Genomic DNA, 22,258 nt, shown 5'->3' on the forward strand with positions numbered 1-22,258 from the left:
GGCGCCGCGCCGCCCGAGGCCGAAGGCATCGCCTTCGCCTGGAGCGGCTGGGATCCACTCGCCGGGACCAGCACGGCGGAACCGGCGGATCTGGTGATCGGCCTCGCCGCTGGCGCGCGCGCGCGGTCCGGCACGAAGCTCGCCATGGCGCTGCGCGCGGCCTGCGCGCCGGGCGCGATGCTGCTGCTGGCCGAACCGGCGCCCGGCCGGCTGTGGGATTTCGCTTGCGGCCAGGACCCCGCCTGGTGGGATGGCGGGGACGGCGCACTGCCCGATGCCGAAACCTGGCGTGCCGCGCTGTCCCAGGCGGGCTTCGAGACACCCGATGCGCTGCGCCTGTCGGCCGCGCCCTGGCCGGCGCTGCTGCTGGCGGCGTGCGCGCCCTCGGTCATCGTTGCGACCCCGGCTCCGTCCCGCCGCGTGCTGGTCTGCACCGAGGAGAGTTGCGCCGCGCTCGCCACCGCCCTGGAGGCCGTGCTGCGCACCGAGGGCCATCAGGTCGCCCAGCACGCGCTGGATGCCCCGCCCTCCCCGCGCGAGATGCGCGGCGCGCTGGTGGTCGCGCTGGTCAAGGCCGAGGGCGATGCGGCAACGCTGCTCGCCGCCGGGACGCGGCTTGGCGAAGCCGCGCAGGGTAGCGCGGCCGGCTTTGCACTGGTCGGCGCCGGGGATGCCGCGCGCGCGGCGGCGCTGGCCGGGCTCGGGCGCGTGCTGGCGAATGAACTGCCGGAATTGAAGCCACGCCGGATCGGGCTCGATCCCGCGATGCCGGTGGATGTCGCGGCGCGGCGGCTCGCCGCGGAACTAGCGGGCGATGCGCCGGAGGTCACGCTGACGCCGCAGGGGCGGCTGACCCCGGTGCTGTTGCCCGGCCTGCCGGCGCCGCGCGCTTCCGGCGCAGGGCGGCTGGCGATTGGCCAACCGGGGCAAATCGGCAGCCTCACCTGGGGTCCGCTGCCCGCCCTGCCCCCCCCCGGCCCCGGCGAGGTGGTGCTGTCCGTCCAGGCCGCCGGGCTCAATTTCCGCGACCTGATGTGGGCGCAGGGGCTGCTGCCCGAAGATGCGCTGATGGACGGCTTCGCCGGCCCGACCCTCGGCATGGAATGTGCCGGCGTCGTCGAGGCGGCCGGCCCCGGCGTCGCGCTGAAGCCAGGCCAGGCGGTGTTCGGCTTCGCGCCATCCGCCTTCGCGACGCGGGCGCTGACGCGGGCGGAAGCCCTCGCCCCACTGCCCACCGGCCTGACGCCCGAGGCCGCGGCGACCATCCCCGTCGCCTTCATCACCGCCGCTTATGCGTTGGAGACGTTGGCGCGCATCCGCCCGGGTGAGCGCGTGCTGATCCATGGCGGCGCCGGTGGCGTCGGCCTCGCCGCCATCCAGGTTGCGCAGGCGGCCGGCGCGTTGGTGGCCGCGACCGCCGGATCCGAGGAGAAGCGCGCCTTCCTGCGCATGGCGGGCGCGGATCTCGTGCTCGACAGCCGCGATGCCGGCTTCGCCGACCTGCTGCGGGCCGAATGGCCGGACGGCGTCGATGTCGTGCTGAATTCGCTCGCCGGCGAGGCGATGGAACGCAGCCTGTCGCTCGTGGCTCCCTTCGGGCGCTTCATCGAGCTCGGCAAGCGCGACTTCGTCGAGAACCGCCGGGCGCCGTTGCGGCCGTTCCGGCGCAACGTGTCGTACTTCGCGGTCGATGCCGATGCGCTGCCGCGAGCGAAGCCCGACCTCGCCGCCGCGCTGCTCGCCGACATCGCCGCACGGCTTGCCGAGGGCGCACTGCTGCCGCTGCCGCACGCTGTCTTCGCGGCGGAGGAGAGCGAGACTGCCTTCCGCACGCTGCAGGCCTCGAGCCATATCGGCAAGTTGGTGATCCGCCCACCCGCCGACGGTGGTGATGCCGCAACCGACGCCTGGCGGCCGGATGCCGATGGCGCCTATCTCGTCATCGGCGGCGTGCAGGGCTTCGGGCTGGAATGCGCGAAATGGCTCGCCGCGGGTGGGGCGGCGCATCTCATACTGGTCTCCCGCCGCGGCGGCACCACGCCGGGGGCGGAGGCGACGCTGCGCACGCTCGCGGCCCTCGGCGCGCGAGCGCGCATTGAGGCGTGCGACGCATCCGACGCGGCAGCACTCGGCGCGCTGCTGACACGGCTGCGGCGCGAAGGCCCGCCGATCCGCGGCGTGGTGCATGCCGCCGCCGCCTTCGCCGATGGTGCGGCCGCGACCATGGATGCCGCGCGCTTCGCAACCGTGCTGGCGCCGAAGCTCGCTGCGGCCGAGGCGCTGGACCGGCTGACCGCCGACGACCCGCTGCACCTGTTCCTGCTGTTCTCCTCGGCGACCACGGCATTCGGCAATCCGGGGCAGGCCAATTACGTCGCCGCCAACCTCGCACTGGAAGCCATCGCGCGCCGCCGTGTTGCAGGCGGCAAGCCGGCGCTCGCCGTGGGCTGGGGTCCGATCGCCGATGCCGGCGTGCTGTCGCGCGACGCCGCCACCGCCGAAACGCTGGAACGGCGCACCGGCGTTGCACCCATGCCCGCGCAGGAAGCCCTGGCCGCCCTGCCCACCATTCTCACATCCGGCGTGGCGGTCGCGCATCTCGCCCGCGTCACCTGGGGCACGCTGTCGGCCGGGCTGCCGATCCTCGCCGAACCCGCCTACGCGGCCGTGCGCGCGGCGCGCGAGGGCGGCGCGGAAGGGGCCGATCTCCGCGCCGAACTGCGCGCCCTGCCGGCCGAGGAAGCCCGCGCCCGCCTGGTCGCCCTGGCGCAGGAGGAGATCGCCCGCATCCTGCGCCTGCCGGTCGAAGCCGTGGGCGCCGACGCACCCGTCGCCGGGCTTGGCCTCGACAGCCTCGGCGGCCTTGAATTGCGCATGGCGCTGGAACGCCGGCTCGGCGTACAGGTGCCTCTCGCGACCGTGACAGAGGACCTGACCATTGCCATTCTCGCCGGGCGCATCGCCGGCGTGGTGCTGGAGGATCGGCAGGAACAGACCGTGCAGTCGCTGATGGATGCCTATGAACCCGCGCCGGAAGCCGCGCCGGAGTCGGTGAAGTGACCCAGGGCTTCGGCCTGTCCGCCACCGCACGCCTCGCGCTGCTGCAACGCCTCTCGCGGAAGAAGGAGGAGAAGGGCCCCGCGCCCGGCGCGGCCCGCGCCTTCCGCGAATTGCCGGGCCAGCGCGACATGGAGCTGATCCGCGAGGCCGCGGGCGCGCTCGGGCTGGAGAACCCCTTCTTCCGCCCGCATGAGGGCATCGCGGCGGCGACCACCGTCATCGGCAATCGCGAGGTCATCAACTACGGTTCATACAACTACCTCGGCCTGAACGGCGATCCGCGGGTGATGCGCGCAGCGCAGGCGGCGATCGACCGGCATGGCGTCTCGGCTTCCGCTTCCCGCATGGTGTCCGGCGAAAGGCCGGTGCATGCGGCGCTGGAGGAAGCGATCGCCGCGCATTACAGCGTCGATGCCGCACTTGCCTTCGTGTCGGGGCATGCGACGAACGTCACGGTGCTCGGCCACCTGATGGGCCCGCGCGACCTGATCCTGCACGATGCCGCCATCCACAATTCCTGCGCGGAAGGCGCGCGGTTGTCGGGGGCGAAGCGCATCGCCTTTGCCCACAACGACTGGCGCGCGGCGGAGAAGGAACTCGCCGCCAATCGCCGCGGCGCTCGCCGCGCGCTGCTGGTGATCGAAGGCCATTACTCGATGGATGGCGACATCCCCGAGCTGCCCCGCTTCGTCGAGATGGCACGCCGGCACGATGCCTGGCTGATGGTCGATGAAGCGCATGGCATGGGCGTGATCGGCCCAACCGGCCACGGCATCCACGAACACTGGAACGTGGATGCGCGCGAGGTCGATATCTGGATGGGCACGCTGTCCAAGACGCTGTCGGGTTGCGGCGGCTACATCGCGGGCAATGCCGACCTGATCGCCTGGCTGAAGCATTCCGCGCCGGGCTTCGTCTATTCGGTCGGCATGGCGCCCGCGCTCGCCGCCGCCGCGCTGGAATCGCTCCGCATCCTGGCCGCCGAGCCCGAGCGCGTCGCGCGGCTGCAGCACAATGCGACACTGTTCCTGCGCCTCGCGAAGCAGGCCGGGCTCGATACCGGCACCTCGATCGGCTCGGCGATCGTGCCGGTGATCGTCGGCTCCTCGGTCGGCGCGGCGCGTCTGTCCCAGGCGCTGTTCGAACACGGGATCAACGTGCAGCCCATCCTGTTCCCCGCGGTACCGGACAGTTCGGCGCGGTTGCGCTTCTTCCTGTCGTCCGAGCACACCGAGGCGCAGATCCGCGCCACCATCGATGCCGTGGCCGCGGCCATGGCCGGCGCGCGGCCGGCGGAGATCGCAGGCTGACCGGACCCACGCCATCGCCGCCGCTGCGCATCGCCCTGCTGACGCTGGAAAGCACGGCGAGCGCCGAGGCCGTCGCGCGCGTGCTGCGCGAGACGCGACACAACATCGTCTTCCTCGGCCTGTCGGACGCCTGGCGTGACCGGCGGGCGAGCACGCGGAAGCACCTCGCGCGGTCCGGGTCGCGCATACTGCCCTGGCTTTTCGTCGAGTTCGCGGCACCCCGGCTGTGGCGGCGAGGCAGCGTTGGGCCGGTCGGTTCGGCCGCCTTCGCGCGCGGCGTGCCGGCGACCACCGTCGTCTCGGTCAACAGCGCGGCGACGCAAGGCATGCTTGAGGCGCTGCGGCCGGACCTGATCGTCACCTGCCATTTCGATCAGATCCTGGCGCAGGAGACGATCGCCACCGCGCGCTTCGGCGGGATCAACCTGCATCCGTCGCTGCTGCCGCTGCATCGCGGGCCGATGCCCTGCTTCTGGTCGATGGCGGATGGCAACAACGAATTCGGCGTGACGGTGCACCGGATGGTGCCGCGCATCGATGCGGGCGCGATCCTCGCGCAGCGGGCGGTGTCGCCACCGCCTGGCGCGACGGTTTCCGGCACGGCGCGCGCGCTGCACCTGGCCGGCGCTGAATTGCTGCTGCAGGTGATGGACGAGATCGCCGGCGGGCGCGACCGCGGGGTGGAGGTGCCGCTGCTGCCCTACCGGGGATTTCCGCAGGGGGCGGACCTCGGCGCGGCGGCGAAGCGCGGGGTACGGCTGGCGGGGTGGGCGGATTTCCGGGCGGCACGACGGTTGGGCGGGTTGGTGCTGTAGGATCGTCACCCAGGTTCAGGCGTCGCCCAAAACCGCCTCCCGCACCACGCCGTGCAGCGCCGCCGCCTCCAGCGCCCGCACCGTGCCGGCCCCGGCGGCATCACTGCGCCACACCAGGTACTCCGTGTCCGTTCCGCCTCGTGCCGCCGACAGGGCTGGGCGGTGGTCACCGAAGGCGGCGAGCACCACGGGGCGCGGGCTGCGTCGGGTGGCCTCAGCGAGGCGGCCGAGCATGGCATCCGTCGCCGCCATCCGCGCCGCCCAGCTCGCGGCCGGGTCCGGCCCCGGCCAGGGCCCATGCCCGGCGACGGTGATGGCGTAAAGAAAGGCCGGCCCCGTCGCCGCGGCGAGTTCGGCGGCGAGGCGATCCCCCACCGCCGCATCGGTCACAAGGCCGGCCTCACGCGGCGCGTCGGCGAAGGCGGGCGCAGCCTCGAAGCGTTGGAAACCGAGCGCGGGCAGCACGCGGTCGCGGCCGAAGAAGCGCGCGTCGAAGGGGTGCAGGCAGGCGGTGGCGTAGCCCGCGCCGCGCAGCGCCCAGGCGAGCGAGGTGACCGGCGCGCGCGCGAAGCGGAAATACGGGTTCAGCCGATCGAGGCCGAGCGCCACATCCGCCAGCCCCGTCAGCACCACGAATTCGGTGCGCATGGTGTTGGCGCCGAAGCCGGGCACGGCGAGCGGCCCGCACGCCAGGGCCTGCGCCCCGAGCGCATCCCAATGCGGCAGCGCGACCGGGATGCCCAGCCGTCGCGGATCGCAGAAGGATTCAAGTTGCAGCAGCAGCAGATGCGGCATCGCTGCGCCGGGTGCGGCGACGGCAGGCGCAGGCGGATGCGCCGCGCGGCGGGCGGGACGCTCGGTCGCAGCGATGCGCGCCTGCAGGGCGAAGGTCGCGAGCGGACCGAAGGACGCGGGGTCGCGTGACGGATCGCGCGCGAGGGCCGCGCCGCGCAGCAGCGGCAGAGGGCGCAGCAACAGCAGGACCAACACGACCGCCGCCACCGCCAGCGCCAGGCGGGCACCGAGGCCAATGCCGAGCGGCGGTTCCAGCGCCAGCACCAGCAGGAAGGCGAGCGCCCCGGCGCCCAACCCGCCCGCGATCACCGCCTTCGGCACGAAGGGCAGGTAGAAGCGCGGATGGGCCACCACCTGCCAAAGCAGCCCGCTATCGGTGAAGGTCAGCGGTTCACCGAGCGCGGCGCGCTTGGCGCGGTCGGCGACGCCAAGGAACAGGCACAGCCCCGCCGCGAAGCCGCCGGCCATGATCGGCCGGGCGGTCAGCGCCAGCAGCAGCAGGAACAGGGCTGCGACCGGCGCCGCGTCCAGCAGCACCCAAGCTGACACCCGCGCCCGCGCGCCGCGGCGCAGCCACACCCAGAAAGGCAAGGGCAGCGCCGCGCCGGCAAGGAGATGGACGATGCCGCTCACCCGCCCGTCGCGTCCTGGGGCGTGCCTTCCGGCGGCTTGTCCCGCGCGCCTTCCGGCGGCATGTCCCACGCGCCTTCCGGCGCGACCCGGAAGCGCAGGCGCCGCACCGCCCAGTCCGACAGCCCGGCGGGCAGCGCATCCACCACCCGCAGCACCCCGGCCAGCGGCAGCGGGAAGGCGGCACGCCGCGCGCCGCGCAGGATGGCGCGATGGGTGCGGTCGGCCGCAGCATCAAGCCCGATGGCCAGCGGCCGCGGCCCGAGCCAGCGCGAGCCCATGTCGCTGTCGAAGAAGCCCGGCAGCACCACCGTCACGCGCACACCGCGCGGGCCGAGCGCGGCGCGCAGCCCCTCGCCATAGGCCCGCATCCCGGCCTTCGACGCCGCATAGCCCGGCGCATCCGGCAGGCCGCGATAGGCGGCAACCGAAGCGATCAGCGCAATCCGTCCAGCGCGGCGGTCCCGCATCGCGGGCAGCAACGGCTCGATCATGTGCATCGCGCCCACCAGGTTGACGGCGACCTGCTCGGTCGCGCCAGCCAGCCCCTCCCACCCGCCGTCGGGGCGATGGCCGCGGGCGATGCCGGCATTGGCGATGGCGCAATCGATCGGGCGCGTGGCGTCCCAGGCCAGCAGCCGCGCGGTGATGGCCGGCCCGTCGCGCACATCGATCGCCGCCGTCTCGACATCGGCGCCACGCGCCGCACAGCGTGAAGCGGTGTCGCCGAGGCCCGAGGCGCTGCGCGCGATCAGCCGCAGCGCCACCCCAGGCGCGGCGAAACGTTCGGCAAGCGCGGCGCCAAGCCCGCGCGACGCCCCCGAGATCACCACGCAAGCCGGCGCGTCCATGGCCTATTCCGCCGCGATGCGTGCGGTGACGGCGGCGCCCTCGAGGCGCGCGACGGCGTGGCCGACCGCCTCGGTGATGCCCTCTTCGCTGAAGAAGCCGCCGCGGATCAGGCAATGGGCGGCAAGGACGCGGCGCAGTGCATCGACCAGGGCGGGATCGGGTGGCATCGCCTCGGTCCAGAATCGGTCGAGCCCGTGCCGGAAGGTGAGGCCGGGCATGTCGTACAGCGCCTCCCCCAGAGTGATCACCGGCTTGCCCTCCCGCAGGGATTGCAGCCCGGCGGTGCTGTTAACGGTGACCACGCCCGCTGCCGGCGCCAGCACCGGGCCGAAGGGCAGTTCGGGCAGCCACAGCAGCCGGTCCGCGACGCCGAGTTCCGCTGCGCGGCGCCGCGTGAAGGCGCCCCAGTCGGTCAACCCGTTGTCCAGCGGATGGCCCTTCACCGCCAGCAGCGCGTCGCGCGGCGCATTCGCGGCGAAGGAGGTGACGATCATCGCGATCGCGTCGCCCAGGCTGGCGAAAGGCGAATGCAGCCGCAACTGGTAGTCGCCTTCGAGCTGCAGCGGCAGCACGAAGATCGGCCCCGCCCAGGATTGCAGCTGTGCCAGGCGCCGCTGCGCCGCGCCGCGCCGCAACGGGCGCAGCGCCCCGCGGAGCAGCCAGCCGGCATATTCGTGGAAGGGATGCCAGGACCGGTGCGTGCGCCAATGCGGGAAGCGGTGGCGCAGCAGCGCGTTGTGGATGTTGTAGCGGACATCATCGCTGGCGCGGCGCAGGAAGGACCCGCCCGACAGCGTCTCGGGTGCTGCCGGTGGCAGGCCGCGCGCCATGGCGAGGATGCGCCCCGGGTCGCGCGGCAGCGGCGAATGCGCGTTCACGCCGCCCTGTTCCAGCGTGATGTAGCCCGGCCGCAGATAGGCTTCCTCGAGGATCCAGGGCCGCAGGCCGCGCCGCTTGGCCAGGGCGACGGCGGCAACGTGGCGTGGCCGGCAGTCACTGAACATGATGAGGTCGGTCACGCCACGCGCCGCGATCAGCGCGTCGAGCGCCGCAGGCCACTGATCGTCGGTGCCGGTGAAGTCGGTGGCGTTGGGGCGCTTCCAGAACAGCCGGTCGCCGGGATTGAAGTTGACACGATGCACGGCGTGGCCGCGCGCGGCCAGCGCATCGCCCAGCCGCACGAACAGATGCGTCGCCAGCCCCTGCAGGAACAGGAAGGATCGCCGCTCCGTCATCCGCCGCGCCTCCTCCTCATCCCCGGCCCCGCATCACCCGCGCCATGCACGCGCCCTGCCAGCGGCGCAGGCGGGACAGGACACCGCCGGACCACGGGCCTGGTTCGGACAAGTGGTCGAGCAGGGCTTCCGGCGTTGTCGGCAGCTCGGTCACCGGATCCTGATAGCGGGGATACAGCAGCAGCGCACCTGCAACGAGCGCATCGAGGGTGAGCCGCCGCACGCGCCGCGCGATCGGTGCCCGGTCCTCAGTCAGCCCCCAGCCGGCGTAGAAGGGCTGGCCCCAGCAGGTGACGGATAAGCCGCGCAGCAACGCTTCGAAGCCGGTAAGCGACGTCAGGGTGTGGACGTCGTCCACCTGGTCCAGCAGCGGGGCGATCGGCGCCCGGTCGAGCACCTGGTCGGCCAGGGCCGCCGCCTGTTCCACCGGCACCTTGCCGCGCCGATAGCCGGCCTCGACATCCGGATGCGGCTTGAAGGCGATGAAGGCGTCGGGATGGGCCGCCCGGACCGCCTGCAACAGGCCGAGATTGGTCCGCACCGACCCCGCCCCGCCGCGCAGCACGGACAGGTCGTCCTCGACCTGGCCGGGCACGAGGATGCGCCGCCGGCCGGGCGAGGCGGACAGCACCGGTGCGGCGCCGCCAAGATTGTACTTGGTGATGCCGCGGGCGACGATCGCCGCCCGCAGCCGCGCCGCGCGATCGAGCAGCGGGGGTGGGAAATCCGTGCTCGCCAGCAGGATCTCGAGGTCGCTCGCCCCGGCGGGATCGAAATAGGGGCGGCGGCTGTCGAGCGTCAGCGAGGCGGCCGGCAAGAACCCCGCCCCGAGTCCCGCCGAACGGATGAAGCCGTCCTCGACCCAGAGCAGCGGCACGCCGGTCGACCGCGCAGCCGCCTCGAGCCCGGGCGGAGCGCGGCTCGACCAGACGGCGATGGCGCCGTCGCGCCGCACCGCCTCGGCCAGGGCGGCGCGCGTCGTGCGGGCAAAGGCCGGTGCGCAGGTGGCGGAGGCGAGCGCAGAGGCCATCCGCCGCCGCTTCCAGAAGGACATGCCAACGCAGACGGCGATGCGCCGATTGGCCATCTCCTGCGCTCGCCAGGCGCCGAGCAGGGGAATCGCCTCCTCCAGCGCGATGGGCCGGGCGCGCACCGGATCGGCACAGCGCGCCGCTGTGGCAAGCGCGGCCAGGGCGGCGAGGCCTTCGGACGCGGGGCCAGCCGGAGTGACGACCGCGAGCCCGGCCAGCGTCGCGAGCAACGCCGTCGGACCGGGCAGCGCATGCATCCGCGAAGCGGCGTCGATCAGCGTCCAGGGGTCGAGGCGCTCGGCGCGGGTGGCGGGAAGGATGGGGCGCGCGGTGGCCGGAGCCTCGGGCGCGCGGCAGGCGATGACGGGGCGGCCGCTGGCTTCGGCAAGTGCCGCGTCCCACAGCAGCCGCGCAGCGCCGGCAGCGGCCGGATCGCAGGGATCGAGGACCAGCACCGCCTCGCCCCCCGCAACGCCGAGCGCCGCGGCCCCCGGATCGGGCAGGCCGGATGGACCGCCGATCCGAGCCTCGCGCAGCAGCGCACGCAGATTCACGGCGCGCGCCGTGTCGGGGAAAGGGCTCGTCAGGGCGGCGGCGACGGGGTCGGCTGCCTCGGCGCCGAACAGGATGGCCGGCACCGCGCGCCCCGCGAAGGCAGGCGGTGCGAAGGGGCCGGGCGTGACGCGGAATACACGCCCACCCCAGGCGATCGGCACTGTCGTGTTGCAGGGCAACAACAGGCGGTCGCCGTCGGCGGCGATGGTCCCGGGCGGCAGCGGCGTGCAGGGCCAGAAGGCCGGCAGGTGAGGCCAGCACCGAAACAGGCTGGCAGGCACCAACAGGCGTGGGCTACCGTTCATCGTGTCGGGCCAGGGCTACACCTTCCGGTTGCAAGTCGGCCTCATCCTGCTCGCCAGTCGGCCACTGCGCGATCGGAAATCATCCGTCAGATATGTAAGCCGGCCCGCAGCGTCTTGTTTTTGCGTAATACGGCCCGAAAGGCTAGCGTGCCGCGCGGGCGAACCCTGAGGTGGCGGTCGGATGATCCTGGGCTGGAATGGTGGCGGGCGCGGACCGGCAGCGGGTTTGCTCGGTATCGTGCTGCTGCTGGCCGGATGCGCCGAGACGGGGGTCACCCCCGCGCCGGGCGCCGAGGGGGCGATCGCGCCGATCTCGGATCCGGTGGTCGCCTTCGCCGCCAGCGCCGGCCCCGGTGCGCAGGAAACCGTCACGCTGCCATCCACGGGGCAGACAGTGCAGTTGCGCATGGTCCGCGCCTATGCCGCGGCGAGCGGACGGGAATGCCGCGAGGTGCAGATGGGCACTGGCGGCGGTTCGTCCTCCCGCCTGCTGTGCAGTGCCGGGTCAGGCTGGCTCGAGGCACGGCCGCTGATCCGCGGCACCACGGGCAGGCCGTGAGCGGGTCGGCCTCCGGTCCGCTGCTCATAGACTGCGCGCGACAGCAGATCCGCGTCATCGGGGCGCTGATCATCCGCGAGATGCATACGCGGTTCGGGCGCCGCCGCTTCGGCTATCTGTGGCTGTTCTTCGAGCCATTGCTGCTCGGCGCGATGATCGCGGTGATCCACGGCACTCGCGGGGGCGACAGCGTCCGCAACACCTTCGAGTTCTTCTCGATCGGCTACATCATGTTCTTCGCCTTCCGCGGCATGATCAACCGCGCGTCGAACACCATCGGGTCGAACCGCAGCCTGCTCTATCACCGCCAGGTGACGCTGCCGGACCTGTTCTTCGCGCGCCACATCATCGAAGTCACGGCCTGCACCGGCGTGATGGCGATCTTCACTGTCGCGGGCATCGTCCTTGGTGGCGAACCCCCGGATTCCCCCGTCAAGATGCTCTGCGCGCTGGGGCTGATGGTGCTTCTGTCGCAGGGCATCGCGCTCGTCGTCGGCGCGCTGACGAGCGAATGGGAGGCGATCGACCGGCTGGTCCACGCCATGTCGTACCTCATCCTGCCCTTCAGCGGCCTGTTCTTCATGGTGGAATGGCTGCCCGAGTGGATGCAGGAGGCGGTGCTCTGGGTCCCGACAGTCCACATCTTCGAACTCCTGCGCGACGGCCAGTTCGGCGACCGCTTCCGCCCCATCTACGATCTGTCCTACGTGGCAGGCTGGATCCTGATTCCGCATCTGCTCGGCCTCGCGGGGCTGAAGCTGGCGCGGCAGCGGATCGGGCTGGAGTAGCCGCGATGGCACTCGAGCTCATCGACGTCCACAAATCCTATCCGATGAATGTCGGGCGCAAGCATGTGCTGCGCGGCATCAACGCGGTGTTCCGCAAAGGGGAGAGGGTCGGCGTGCTGGGCCGGAACGGCACCGGCAAGTCGACCCTGGTGCGCATCCTTGGCCGGGTGGAGGCACCGACACGCGGCGCAATCCGCTCCAGCATGTCGGTCTCCTGGCCGATCGGCATGGCGGCGGGATTCCAGTCGGCGCTGTCGGGGGCGGACAACACGCGCTTCATCGCCCGGATCTATGACCGCCCCGTGCAGGCGACGGTCGACTACGTCGAGACCTTCGCCGAACTCGGCGAATACCTCCATATGCCGGTGAACACCTACTCCTCCGGCATGCGCTCGCGGCTCGGCCTTGCCATCTCGCTCGCGGTCGATTTCGACTGCTTCCTGGTCGATGAGGCGCTGGCCGTCGGCGACACCAAGTTCGGCCGTGCCTTCGCAGCGCGCATCCAGCATGCCGGGCTGATCATCGTCACGCACCAGCCATCCCTCGTCCGCCAGCTCTGCACCCGCGCGGCGGTGCTGGATCAGGGCACCCTCACCTTCTACGAAGACCTCGATGAAGCTCTCGCCACATACAACAGCCTTTGAGGCACCCGCCCCGGAGGTCGAGCCGACATGGAGCGAGGCGGCACCGATCCCGCCGCCGAAGCCCAAGTCGCGGCTGAAACGCTTCCTGCACCACCCCTTCACCTGGTGGGTGCTGGCGCCGACGCTGCTCGCGATCGCCTATTTCTACGGCTATGCGAGCAACCAGTATGTCAGCGAGGCGCGCTTCGTCGTCCGCTCCCGCGCCGATGCGCCGCAGATCTCGCTGAGCGGCATGCTCTCGGCGGCAGTCGGTGGCGCCGGCGGCTCCGCCGCGGGCGAGGCATACAGCGTGCGCGACTTCCTCACCTCCCACGACGCGGTAATGCGCACCCAGGAACGGCTCGACCTGGCGCGGATCTGGGGGCGGGAGGACGCCGACCTCATCGCCCGGCTGTGGAACGACGATCCGGAGCGGCTGACCAAATACTACAACAGCATGGTCAGCGTGGCTTTCGACAGCGCGACGGGTGTCGTCACCCTGCGCGTGCGCAGTTTCACGCCCACGGATTCCAAGGCGATCGCCGACACCCTGCTGGCGCTGTCGGAACAACTGATCAACAGCCTGTCCGAGCGTGCGCGCGAGGATGCGCTGCGCATCGCGCGCAACGAGGTCGGCATCGCCGAGCGCCGCGTCCTCGCCAGCCGCGATGCGCTGACGCGGTTCCGCGAGCAGCAGCAGGAACTCGACAGCGCCGGCGCCGTCCAGGCCGCCATGCAGACCATGGGCCAGCTTGAAGGGGCGCTGACCAGCGCACGCGCCGAACTGCGCGAACGCGAGGCCTTCATGCGCCCCGACAACGTTGCCCTGCAGAACATGCGCAACCGCATCGAGGCGCTGGAGCGCCAGATCACCGCCGAACGAGCGCGCCGCACCCAGGGCGACGGCGCGCTGTCCCAGCAGCTCGCCGCCTTCGAGCGGCTGATGCTGGAGCGCGAATTCGCCGACCGCCAGCTCGCTTCCGCGACCGCCAGCCTCGAGACGGCGCGGATCGAAGCCCAGCGCCAGCAGATGTACCTCTCGCGCGTCGTCGAGCCGAACCTTGCCGTCTATCCTCTCTATCCGCGGAAACTGATCAGTGTGGGCAGCATCTTCCTTGGCCTCTCGGTGGCCTTCGGCATCGGTTGGCTTCTTGTCGCGGGCATGCGTGAACATGCGGTCTGACGTGCTGCGCGCCGTTGCGCTGCTGGTCCTGTCCCTCGTTACCGCCGGCATTCCGGACAACGCCGCCGCGGCGCAGAGCCTCGGCCAGCGCGGCGTGCCGGCGCAGGGCATGGTCCCCGGCGTGCCCGGCCAATTGCCCGGCTTCCCGCTGCTGACGCAAAGCCAGTCGGGCACGCCGCAGAGCCCGGTGACGACGCCATCCGGTGCGCCCGCGGCCCAGCCGCCGCCGGTGTTCGACCAGCGCAGCCTTGCCGACATTCCCGGCCAGGCCCGCGGGACGGAACGGATGGGCAGCCCTACGCAAGCCGAGGGCGGGCCGTCCCTCGTGGCCCCGCTGGGTGACCAGGCGCGCATTGCAGGCCCGGCGACCGCGGTGTTCGGCGCCTCGCTCTTCACCGGGGGCGCGCAATCCTCCTCCGATGCACCGAACCCGAACTATGTGCTGGCGCCGGGGGATCGCGTCTCGGTCCGCGCCTGGGGCGCCGTCGATTCGGAACTGGTTGGCGTGATCGACCCGGCCGGAAACCTGTTCCTGCCCAATATCGGCCCGGTGCGCGTCGCCGGGGTGCGCGTGGGCGACCTCCAGGCCGTGGTCGAGGGCGAGATCCGCAAGGTCTACACCTCCCAGGTGCAGGTCTATGCGACGGTGCTGTCCACGCAGCGCCTCGGCGTCTTCGTCACCGGCTTCGTGCGTTCACCGGGGCGCTACGCCGGCACGGCCTCGGACAGCATCCTCGACTTCCTGGTGCGGGCCGGCGGCGTCGATCCCGGTCGCGGGTCCTTCCGCGAGATCGCCGTCAATCGCGGCGGCCGGAACGTCGTGACCGTGGACCTCTATCGCTTCCTGCTGCAGGGCAACCTGCCCGTGCTTCGCCTGCAGGAAGGGGACACCATCGTGGTGGGCCGGCAACGGGCGATGATCGGCGCCGATGGCGCGGTGCGGAACAACTACCTGTTCGAGAGCACGAGCCGCGCCTCGCTGACCGGGCGGGAACTGATCGAACTGGCGCGGCCGCTGCCGGCAGCGACCAATGCGGTGGTGCGCGGCGTGCGTTCCTCCCAGCCCTTCACGCGCTACATGCCGCTGGCGGAACTCGCGCAGCAGACGCTGCAGGACCAGGACACCGTCACCTTCGTCGCCGACGTCGCAGCGCGCACCATCCGCGTGACCGTCGAAGGCAGCCGGCTCTACCCCTCGGTGCTGGTGGCCGATCGCGACATCACCTTCTGCCAGATGCTCGACCACATCGCGGTCGAACCGGGCCTCGCCAATACGCAGGGCGTGTTCCTGCTGCGGCCCTCGCTCGCGCTGCAGCAGAAGCGTACCATCGACGAGGCGCTCGACCGGCTGGAACGCCAGCTCTTCCTGGCCCCCGCGCCAACTACCTCGGTGGCCGAGGCGCGCACCCAGGAAGCCAACCTGATCACCCAGTACATCTCCCGTGCACGCCGGGTGCAGCCGGAAGGGCGCATCGTCGCGATGGGCGCCGACGGTTCCTGCCTGCCGCTGCGGCTCGAGAACGGCGACATCATCGTGGTGCCGGAAATGTCTAGCACGGTGCTGGTCCAGGGCGAGGTTACCTTCCCTCAGGCGGTGATCTGGCGGCCGGGCATGACGATCGACCAGTTCCTCGAGGCCGCGGGCGGACTGACGCCGCGCGGGGCGCGCAGCACGCTGATGATCCGCCGGCCCTCCGGCCAGGCGGTCCTCAACCCGTCGCAGGACCCACGTCCGGGGGACGAGCTGGTGGCGCTGCCCTATCTCGACCCGAAGATCTGGCTGTTCGGACGTGACCTGGTCACCGCGCTGTTCCAGGTCGCGCTCGCCGCGCGCGTCTTCATCAACAACTAGCGCGCGATGCGGATCGCCGTCCTTTCCGACGTCCACGGCAATCTCGAGGCATTCCGCGCCTGCCTCGACAATGCCAGGGCGCGGGGCGCGGAACGCATCGTGCTGCTCGGCGACCTCGTCGGCTATGGCGCCGACCCGGCCGCCGTGCTCGACCTCGCCATGGAGGAAGTCTCGCGCGGGGCCGTCGCGCTGCTCGGCAACCATGACGAGGCGGCCATCCGGGACGGCCCCAGCGGCATGAACGACATGGCCGCGGCGGCGATCCTGTGGACGCGCAGCCGGCTCAGCGCTGCCCATCGGGCCTTCCTCGGCGGCCTGCCGCTGACGGTCGAGGAGGAGGGCCGGCTTTATGTCCATGCCGAGGCCTCAGCACCGTCGCGCTGGCGCTACGTGACCGACGCGGAAGCCGCGCGGCGCAGCATGGAGGCAACCGACGCCCACACCACCTTCTGCGGCCATGTCCACAAGCCCGCGCTCTACAGCCTCGGCGACACCGGCAAGCTGACCGGCTTCCGCCCCGTCGCCTGCGCGCCGATCCCGCTCGGGCGCGGGCGGTCCTGGCTGGCCGTGCTGGGTGCCGTCGGCCAGCCGCGGGACGGCGATCCCTCGGCCTGCTACCTGATGATCGATACCGTCCCGCTGCAGGCCACCTGGCTGCGCGTGCCCTACGACGTCGCGACCGCCGCGGAGAAGATCCGCGCCGCCGGCCTGCCCGCCGGGCTTGCCGAGCGCCTGTTCTTCGGGCGGTAGCCCGGCCGATGCCGGCCCGCTCGATCGACGGCTTCACCGTGGCGGAAACCCTGCATGAGGGCGGCATGGCCGTACTCTACCGCGTCACGCGGTCGGAGGATGACCTGCCCATGCTGATGAAGGTGCCGCGCCTGCGCGAAGGCGAGGACCCCGCGGCCATCGTCTCCTTCGAGATGGAGCAGATGATCATGCCGCGGCTGCGCGGGCCGCATGTGCCGCGCTTCATCGCGATGGGCGGTTTCGAGGCGCAGCCCTACATCGTCATGGAGCGCATCGCGGGCAGCACGCTCGGCGCCCGGCTGCGCGAAGCGCCGATGCCGGCCGAGGAACTCGCCCCGATCGGCGCGGCGATCGCCGATGCGTTGGACGACCTGCACCACCAGCACGTCGTCCACCTGGACGTGAAGCCCGCCAACATCCTGTTCCGCGCGACCGGGGAAGCGGTGATGGTCGACTACGGCCTCGCCCACCACGAACAGATGCCCGACCTGATGGCCGAGGAATTTCGCCTGCCCTATGGCACGGTGCCCTACATGGCTCCGGAGCAGGCGCTGGGCATCCGCAACGACCCGCGCAGCGACATCTTCTCCCTCGGCGCGGTGCTGTACCAATACGCCACCGGAGACCTTCCCTTCGGGGAGCCACAGCATCTGCGCGGGGTGAAGCGCCGGCTGTGGCGGGACCCGGTGCCGCCGCGCCGCCGCCGGTCCTCCATCCCGCCGTGGTTGCAGGAGGTGATCCTGCGTTGCCTCGAGGTCAGGCCGGACCGGCGCTACCCGACCGCCGCGCAGCTCGCCTTCGACCTGCGCCACCCCGGCCAGGTCGCGATGACCGAACGGGCGACGAAGATGCGCCGCGACGGATTCCTGACGGTGCTGCGCCGGCGGCTGCGGCCCGACACGGCCGAGCCGCGCGCCTTCGCGACGGCGCGGCAGGTGCGCTCCGCGCCGATCGTCGCCGTGGCGATCGATTTCTCCCTGACCGATGAAGGGCTGGAAGGCGCGCTGCGCGAACAGGTGGTGCGTATGCTCCTGAACCGGCCGGGGGCGCGGGTCGCCTGCCTGAACGTGCTGAAGACCGCGCTGCTGTCGATGGACACCGTGCTCGACGAACAGGGGCGCAACCGGCATGTGCAGCGCCTGGTGGAGTTGCGGCACTGGGCGCGGCCGATCGGCCTCGCCGAGGGACGGGTGACCTTCCACGTCCTCGAGGCCGCCGATGTCGGGGACGCCATCCTCGACTACGCGCGGGCCAACCGGGTGGACCATCTCGTGCTGGGCGCGAGGGCGGGCTCGCTGTCGCGCCGGCTGCTCGGCAGCGTGTCCGGCAAGGTCGCGGCCGAGGCGCCCTGCAACGTGACCGTCGTGCGCGTCAGCCGTGGCGCCAGGTGAACGGACGGGATCTCAGCCCAGGATCGCAAGGCCCGGAGCACCGGACGGCGCATCCTGGTCTTGAAGAACACGGTGGTTTGGTCCCAGAACGGTTACGTAAGGAAGCGGATCAGTAGCGGCAGCGCCCGTCCGGCCCGATCGAATGGACTGCATGCCCCTATTCGAGACCGCGCATGCTGCGGTGCCGGGGACCGCGCGAAGGAGATCCGATGACGTCGTTGCGCGGGATGGACCTGAACCTCCTCCTGGTGTTCGAGGCGCTGTACGAGACGCGCTCGGTCTCGCGCGCGGGGGCGCGGCTCGGGCTCAGCCAGTCGGCCACGAGCCATGCGCTCGGCCGGCTGCGGGAGGCCTGCCGGGACGAATTGTTCCTGCGCGGGCCGGCCGGCATGACGCCCACGCCCGTCGCCAACCGCATCTTCCCCGAGATCCATACCGCGCTCGATTCCCTGCGCCGGTCCGTCGAGGAAGCACGCGGCTTCGATCCGGCGACCAGCACGCGGCGCTTCGAGATCGCGATCCCCCACCCGCTCGGCCCGGAATTCGCGCTACGCATCCGCGATGCGGCCCTGGCCGCCGCGCCCCACGTCCGGCTGCGCTTCGACACGCGCACCCTGGCCGACGATGCGCCGGTGCTGATGCGCGAAGGGCAGCTGGACCTCGCGGTGGATTGGATCGCCGCGGAGGATGACCGCTTCGTCAATCGCAAGCTGTTCGACGACAGCCTGGTGATCGTCGCGCGCGGCGGACATCCGCGCGCGACGCCGCGCATGGGCTGGAAGGATCTCGCGCGGGAGGAATTCGTGCGCTGCCACCGCCGCGCCTTCGAGCGGCGCCCGCGGGCGCTGTCCGGCAAGCTGTGGGAATTGATGGTGGAAAGCCGGCTGACCGTCAGCGAGTACCTCGAGGTGCCCTTCGTGGTGTCGCGCACCGACTATCTCGGCGTGATGCCGAAGACGATGGCGCATATCGCGGAGAAGGAATTCTACATGATCGTCTCCGGCGTCCCCGGCCCGACGATCCGCATCCCGATCTGGCTGGTCTGGCACGAAGGGCGGCGACGCGACGCGGGGCACGCGTGGCTGCGCGCGCTGGTGCACCGGGAAATGCAGGCCGCCGCCGTGGAGGCCGGGCTGCTGACGGAGGCCTCCTCGCCGAAATAGGCGCAGCGCAATCGCGCGATCCGGTGCGCGGAGCGCGCCCGGGTGTCAGGCCGCCGCATCCTCCAGCACCATGGCGGCCGCCTTCTCGCCGATCATGATCGAAGGGGCGTTGGTGTTGCCCGATGTCAGGGTCGGCATGATCGAGGCATCCGCCACGCGCAGCCCCACGATGCCATGCACCCGCAGCCGCGCATCCACCACCGCCGCTGCATCCTGGCCCATCCGGCATGTGCCGACGGGGTGGTAGGTGGTCTCACCCGCGCGCCGCGCCCAATCGATGATCTCGTCGTCGGATTGCCGCTCCGTGCCGGGCGCGACCTCGCTGATCTGCAACGGAGCCAGGGACGGGGCGGTCATGATGGACCGCGCGATACGGACTGCACGCACCGTCAGTTCCGCATCGACCGGCGAGGAGAGGAAGTTGAAGGTGATCGCCGGCGCCCGGCGCGGGTCGGCAGAGGTGATGTGGATGTGGCCGCGGCTCTCCGGCCGCATCGGATGCGCGTAGCAGGTCATGCCGGATTGCCGCGCGATCCGCGGTCCCTTCGGGCCGGGTTCGGTCAGCATCGGCACCCAGCCGAGCAACAGATCCGGCGCCTCCAGCCCCTCCCGCGAGCGGACGAAGGCGCGCAGCGGCGCCGCCACCATGCCCAGCATGCCCTGCCCGAACAGGGCGTAGCGCAGGGCCTGGCCGACCAGGCCGAGGCCGCGCCCCTTGTCGTTGAAGGTCCAGCCACGGGCGCCGACCGCCCAGCGCGTGCGCGGCGCGTAGTGGTCGCGCAGGTTCTCCCCCACGCCCGGCAACGCATGAACCACTGCGATGCCGAGGTCGCGGAGCCGGTCGGGCTGGCCGATGCCCGACAATTCCAGCAGTTGCGGCGAGTTGACCGAACCACCGCAAACGATCACCTCGCGCCCGACGCGGGCCTCGCGCCGGTCACCACCGACCGTGTAGCGCAGGCCGCTGCAGCGCATCCCCTCGAACAGCAGCGCCTCGGCCAGCGCGCCGGTCTCGATCCTGAGGTTCGGGCGGCGGCGGACCGGATCCAGGTAGCAATGCGCCGTGCTCATGCGGCGGCGGGAGGCGATGGTCGCCTGGCTCATGGCGATGCCATCCTGCCTGGCACCGTTGTAGTCGGGGTTGTGCGGAATCCCGACCTCCCCCGCCGCCTTGATCAGCGCCGCCAGCAGCGGTTCGCGCGGCGGCGGATCGGTGACGCGTAGCGGGCCGTCGCGGCCGCGGAAGGCGTCGTCGCCGCCGCCCTCGTAGCGTTCCATGCGCTTGAAGAAGGGCAGGACGTCCGCATGGCTCCAGCCCGGATTGCCCATCTGCGCCCAGGTGTCGAAGTCCTGCGCCTGGCCGCGCACGAAGGCGAGGCCGTTGATCGCGCTCGACCCGCCGAGCATCCGCCCGCGCGGCACGGGGATGCGCCGGCCATGGGTCCCGGGCTCGGGTTCGGAGCTGTAGAGCCAGTTCACCGCCGGGTTGGTCAGCATCTTCGCGTAGCCGACGGGGATGCGGGCCCAGGGATGGCCGGCAGGCCCGGCCTCAAGCAGAAGAACGGAATGGCGCGGGTCCGCGGACAGCCGGTTCGCCACCACCGCGCCGGCCGAACCGGCGCCGATGACGATGTAGTCGTAGCCCTGCATCCGCTTCCCCCCGCGTAGTCGGGCGCAGTCTCGCGCCCAATCGCGGCGGTGGCGAGATGCTAGGCGGGGGCCAGCCCGTGCTGTTCCCGCACCGGCAGGAAGCGGATCATCGGATACTCCTCCTCCGCCCGCTTGCGACGCCAGTCGGAGGTGAAGAAGGCAACCTGCTCGGCGTCGTGGTCCTCGGCCATGTCCATGCGGTTGGACGCGGCGAAGCGTTCGATCGCGCCGCGATCCTCGCTCGCCATCCAGCGCATCATGGTCCAGGGCGCCGCCTCGAAGGAGGCCGGGACGGAGTACTCCGCCCGCAGGCGCGACTGCAACACGTCGAGCTGCAGCAATCCGACCACGCCGACGATCGGTTGCGAGCCGTCGAGCGGACGGAACAGTTGCACCACGCCCTCATCGGCGAGTTCGTCGAGCGCCTTGCGCAACTTCTTCGCCAGCATCGGATCGTCCAGCCGCACGCGGCGCAGATGTTCCGGCGCGAAGGACGGCACGCCCTGGAAGTTGATCGCCTCGGCCTCGGTCAGCGTGTCGCCGATCCGGATGCCGCCATGGGTCGCGATGCCGACCACGTCGCCGGGCCAGGCTTCCTCGGCGACCTGGCGGTCCTTGGCGAAGAAGAACAGCGGCGCATTGACCGGCACCTGCTTGCCGGTGCGGACCTGCTTCAGCCGCATGCCCTTCTCGAGCCTGCCGGAGCAGATGCGCAGGAAGGCGACGCGGTCGCGATGCTGCGGGTCCATGTTCGCCTGGATCTTGAAGACGAAGCCGGACAGCTTCGGCTCCTCCGGCCGCACCGGACGGACGTCGGAGGCTCGCGGGCGCGGCGGCGGGGCGAAGCGGGCCAGCCCTTCCAGCAGATGCGCCACGCCGAAGTCGCGCAGCGCGGATCCGAAATAGACCGGCGTCAGCGAGCCTTCGAGGAACTTGTCGAGGTCGAATTCCGCGCAGGCGCCAGCGGCGAGTGCCGCCTGCTCGCGCAACGTCGCCGCGCGGTCGCCGGGCACGCGCGCCTCGATGGTCGGGTCATCGAGGCCGGTCAGCGGGATGACCTCCTCGCTGTCCACCATGCGCAGCGAGGGGTGCAGGATGTCGTAGACCCCGCGCAGATCGGACCCCTGCCCCACCGGCCAGGCCACGGGCGTGGCTTCCAGGGCGAGCGTCTTCTCGATCTCATCGAGCAGGTCGAAGGGGTCGCGCCCCTCGCGGTCCATCTTGTTGACGAAGGTGATGATCGGAATGTCGCGCAGGCGGCACACCTCGAACAGCTTGCGGGTCTGGCTCTCGATGCCCTTGGCGGCGTCGAGCACCATCACCGCCGCGTCCACGGCGGTCAGCGTGCGGTAGGTGTCTTCCGAGAAGTCCTCGTGGCCCGGCGTGTCGAGCAGGTTGAAGACCGTCCCATCCTTCTCGAAGGTCATGACGGAGGTGGCGACGGAGATGCCGCGCTCCTGCTCGATCTTCATCCAGTCGGACCGGGTGCGGCGCGCATTGCCCTTGGCGCGCACCTGGCCGGCGAGCTGGATGGCCCCGCCCTTCAGCAGGAGTTTCTCCGTCAGCGTCGTCTTGCCGGCGTCGGGGTGGGCGATGATGGCGAAGGAACGGCGCCGCGCGGCCTCGGTGGCCACGCGGCTATCCGCGGAGATCGGCATGTCCATGGTGGGCGGAACCTAGTGGCGCCGGGCCGGCTTCGCCAGCCCGAAGC

At 71.7% G+C, this 22,258-nt stretch carries 17 protein-coding genes; 11 read left to right on the forward strand and 6 right to left on the reverse strand.

The window, feature by feature from the left end; genetic code table 11:
* The 3 genes from AC2YHJ_RS26910 to AC2YHJ_RS26920 form a co-directional block, all read left to right on the forward strand.
* On the forward strand, positions 1-3,060 hold a 3,060-nt coding region (locus AC2YHJ_RS26910), incomplete at its 5' end, for an SDR family NAD(P)-dependent oxidoreductase (RefSeq protein WP_487399271.1).
* Positions 3,057-4,370 carry an aminotransferase class I/II-fold pyridoxal phosphate-dependent enzyme gene (locus AC2YHJ_RS26915; protein ID WP_487399272.1) on the forward strand — a complete coding sequence of 438 codons (1,314 nt, stop codon included), beginning with the start codon at positions 3,057-3,059 and terminating at the stop codon, positions 4,368-4,370. The genes AC2YHJ_RS26910 and AC2YHJ_RS26915, both read left to right, overlap by 4 nt.
* A gap of 80 nt (positions 4,371-4,450) precedes the next feature.
* Positions 4,451-5,185, forward strand: a complete 735-nt coding sequence (locus AC2YHJ_RS26920; protein ID WP_487399273.1) for a formyltransferase family protein — start codon at positions 4,451-4,453, stop codon at positions 5,183-5,185.
* Positions 5,186-5,200: 15 nt separating this feature from the next.
* On the opposite strand, the gene AC2YHJ_RS26925 is transcribed toward AC2YHJ_RS26920, so the two are convergent.
* From AC2YHJ_RS26925 to AC2YHJ_RS26940, 4 genes are read right to left on the reverse strand one after another with little or no spacing between them, the layout of a single operon-like run.
* Positions 5,201-6,613 carry an LTA synthase family protein gene (locus tag AC2YHJ_RS26925; RefSeq protein ID WP_487399274.1) on the reverse strand — a complete coding sequence of 471 codons (1,413 nt, stop codon included), beginning with the start codon at positions 6,611-6,613 and terminating at the stop codon, positions 5,201-5,203.
* Positions 6,610-7,461: an SDR family NAD(P)-dependent oxidoreductase gene (locus AC2YHJ_RS26930; RefSeq protein ID WP_487399275.1), complete on the reverse strand. Its 852-nt coding sequence runs from the start codon at positions 7,459-7,461 to the stop codon at positions 6,610-6,612. The genes AC2YHJ_RS26925 and AC2YHJ_RS26930 overlap by 4 nt, the downstream gene beginning before the upstream one ends.
* Before the next feature lie 3 nt (positions 7,462-7,464).
* Positions 7,465-8,697 (reverse strand): capsule polysaccharide biogenesis protein, encoded by a 1,233-nt coding sequence (locus tag AC2YHJ_RS26935; RefSeq protein ID WP_487399276.1) that lies wholly within the window; start codon positions 8,695-8,697, stop codon positions 7,465-7,467.
* A gap of 16 nt (positions 8,698-8,713) precedes the next feature.
* Positions 8,714-10,588 carry a capsular polysaccharide export protein, LipB/KpsS family gene (locus tag AC2YHJ_RS26940; protein ID WP_487399277.1) on the reverse strand — a complete coding sequence of 625 codons (1,875 nt, stop codon included), beginning with the start codon at positions 10,586-10,588 and terminating at the stop codon, positions 8,714-8,716.
* 181 nt (positions 10,589-10,769) lie between these two features.
* Here AC2YHJ_RS26940 and AC2YHJ_RS26945 point away from each other — a divergent pair, with 181 nt between their 5' ends.
* The 8 genes from AC2YHJ_RS26945 to AC2YHJ_RS26980 all read left to right on the forward strand — a co-directional run bounded on the left by AC2YHJ_RS26945 (position 10,770) and on the right by AC2YHJ_RS26980 (position 18,897).
* Positions 10,770-11,147, forward strand: coding sequence for an RT0821/Lpp0805 family surface protein (locus tag AC2YHJ_RS26945; RefSeq protein ID WP_487399278.1), 378 nt, complete (start codon positions 10,770-10,772; stop codon positions 11,145-11,147).
* On the forward strand, positions 11,144-11,935 hold the full coding sequence (locus tag AC2YHJ_RS26950; protein ID WP_487399279.1) for an ABC transporter permease: 792 nt from the start codon (positions 11,144-11,146) through the stop codon (positions 11,933-11,935). Before AC2YHJ_RS26945 ends, AC2YHJ_RS26950 begins: the two co-directional genes overlap by 4 nt.
* Positions 11,936-11,940: 5 nt before the next feature.
* Entirely contained in the window at positions 11,941-12,579 is a 639-nt protein-coding gene (locus tag AC2YHJ_RS26955) for an ABC transporter ATP-binding protein (RefSeq protein ID WP_487399280.1), read from the forward strand.
* A complete protein-coding gene (locus AC2YHJ_RS26960) occupies positions 12,548-13,741 on the forward strand; it encodes a KpsE/RkpR family capsule polysaccharide export protein (RefSeq protein ID WP_487399281.1) in 1,194 nt (397 codons plus the stop codon). The genes AC2YHJ_RS26955 and AC2YHJ_RS26960 overlap by 32 nt, the downstream gene beginning before the upstream one ends.
* Positions 13,731-15,593, forward strand: a complete 1,863-nt coding sequence (locus tag AC2YHJ_RS26965; RefSeq protein ID WP_487399282.1) for a polysaccharide biosynthesis/export family protein — start codon at positions 13,731-13,733, stop codon at positions 15,591-15,593. The genes AC2YHJ_RS26960 and AC2YHJ_RS26965 overlap by 11 nt, the downstream gene beginning before the upstream one ends.
* Before the next feature lie 6 nt (positions 15,594-15,599).
* Positions 15,600-16,343: a metallophosphoesterase family protein gene (locus AC2YHJ_RS26970; RefSeq protein ID WP_487399283.1), complete on the forward strand. Its 744-nt coding sequence runs from the start codon at positions 15,600-15,602 to the stop codon at positions 16,341-16,343.
* An 8-nt stretch (positions 16,344-16,351) separates the two neighbouring features.
* A complete protein-coding gene (locus AC2YHJ_RS26975; RefSeq protein WP_487399284.1) occupies positions 16,352-17,734 on the forward strand; it encodes a serine/threonine protein kinase in 1,383 nt (460 codons plus the stop codon).
* A gap of 209 nt (positions 17,735-17,943) precedes the next feature.
* On the forward strand, positions 17,944-18,897 hold the full coding sequence (locus AC2YHJ_RS26980) for a LysR substrate-binding domain-containing protein (RefSeq protein ID WP_487399285.1): 954 nt from the start codon (positions 17,944-17,946) through the stop codon (positions 18,895-18,897).
* Positions 18,898-18,942: 45 nt separating this feature from the next.
* Here the strand turns inward: AC2YHJ_RS26980 and AC2YHJ_RS26985 are convergent, their stop codons facing one another.
* Both AC2YHJ_RS26985 and AC2YHJ_RS26990 read right to left on the reverse strand, forming a co-directional pair.
* Complete coding sequence (locus AC2YHJ_RS26985) at positions 18,943-20,547, reverse strand: GMC family oxidoreductase (RefSeq protein WP_487399286.1); 1,605 nt, start codon at positions 20,545-20,547, stop codon at positions 18,943-18,945.
* A 59-nt stretch (positions 20,548-20,606) separates the two neighbouring features.
* The gene (locus AC2YHJ_RS26990) at positions 20,607-22,205 is read right to left on the reverse strand and encodes a peptide chain release factor 3 (RefSeq protein ID WP_487399293.1); all 1,599 of its coding nucleotides are present in this window, start codon (positions 22,203-22,205) and stop codon (positions 20,607-20,609) included.
* Between the last annotated feature and the right edge of the window lie 53 nt (positions 22,206-22,258).

The sequence above is a fragment of the Roseomonas sp. SRI_022 genome (assembly GCF_057586215.1).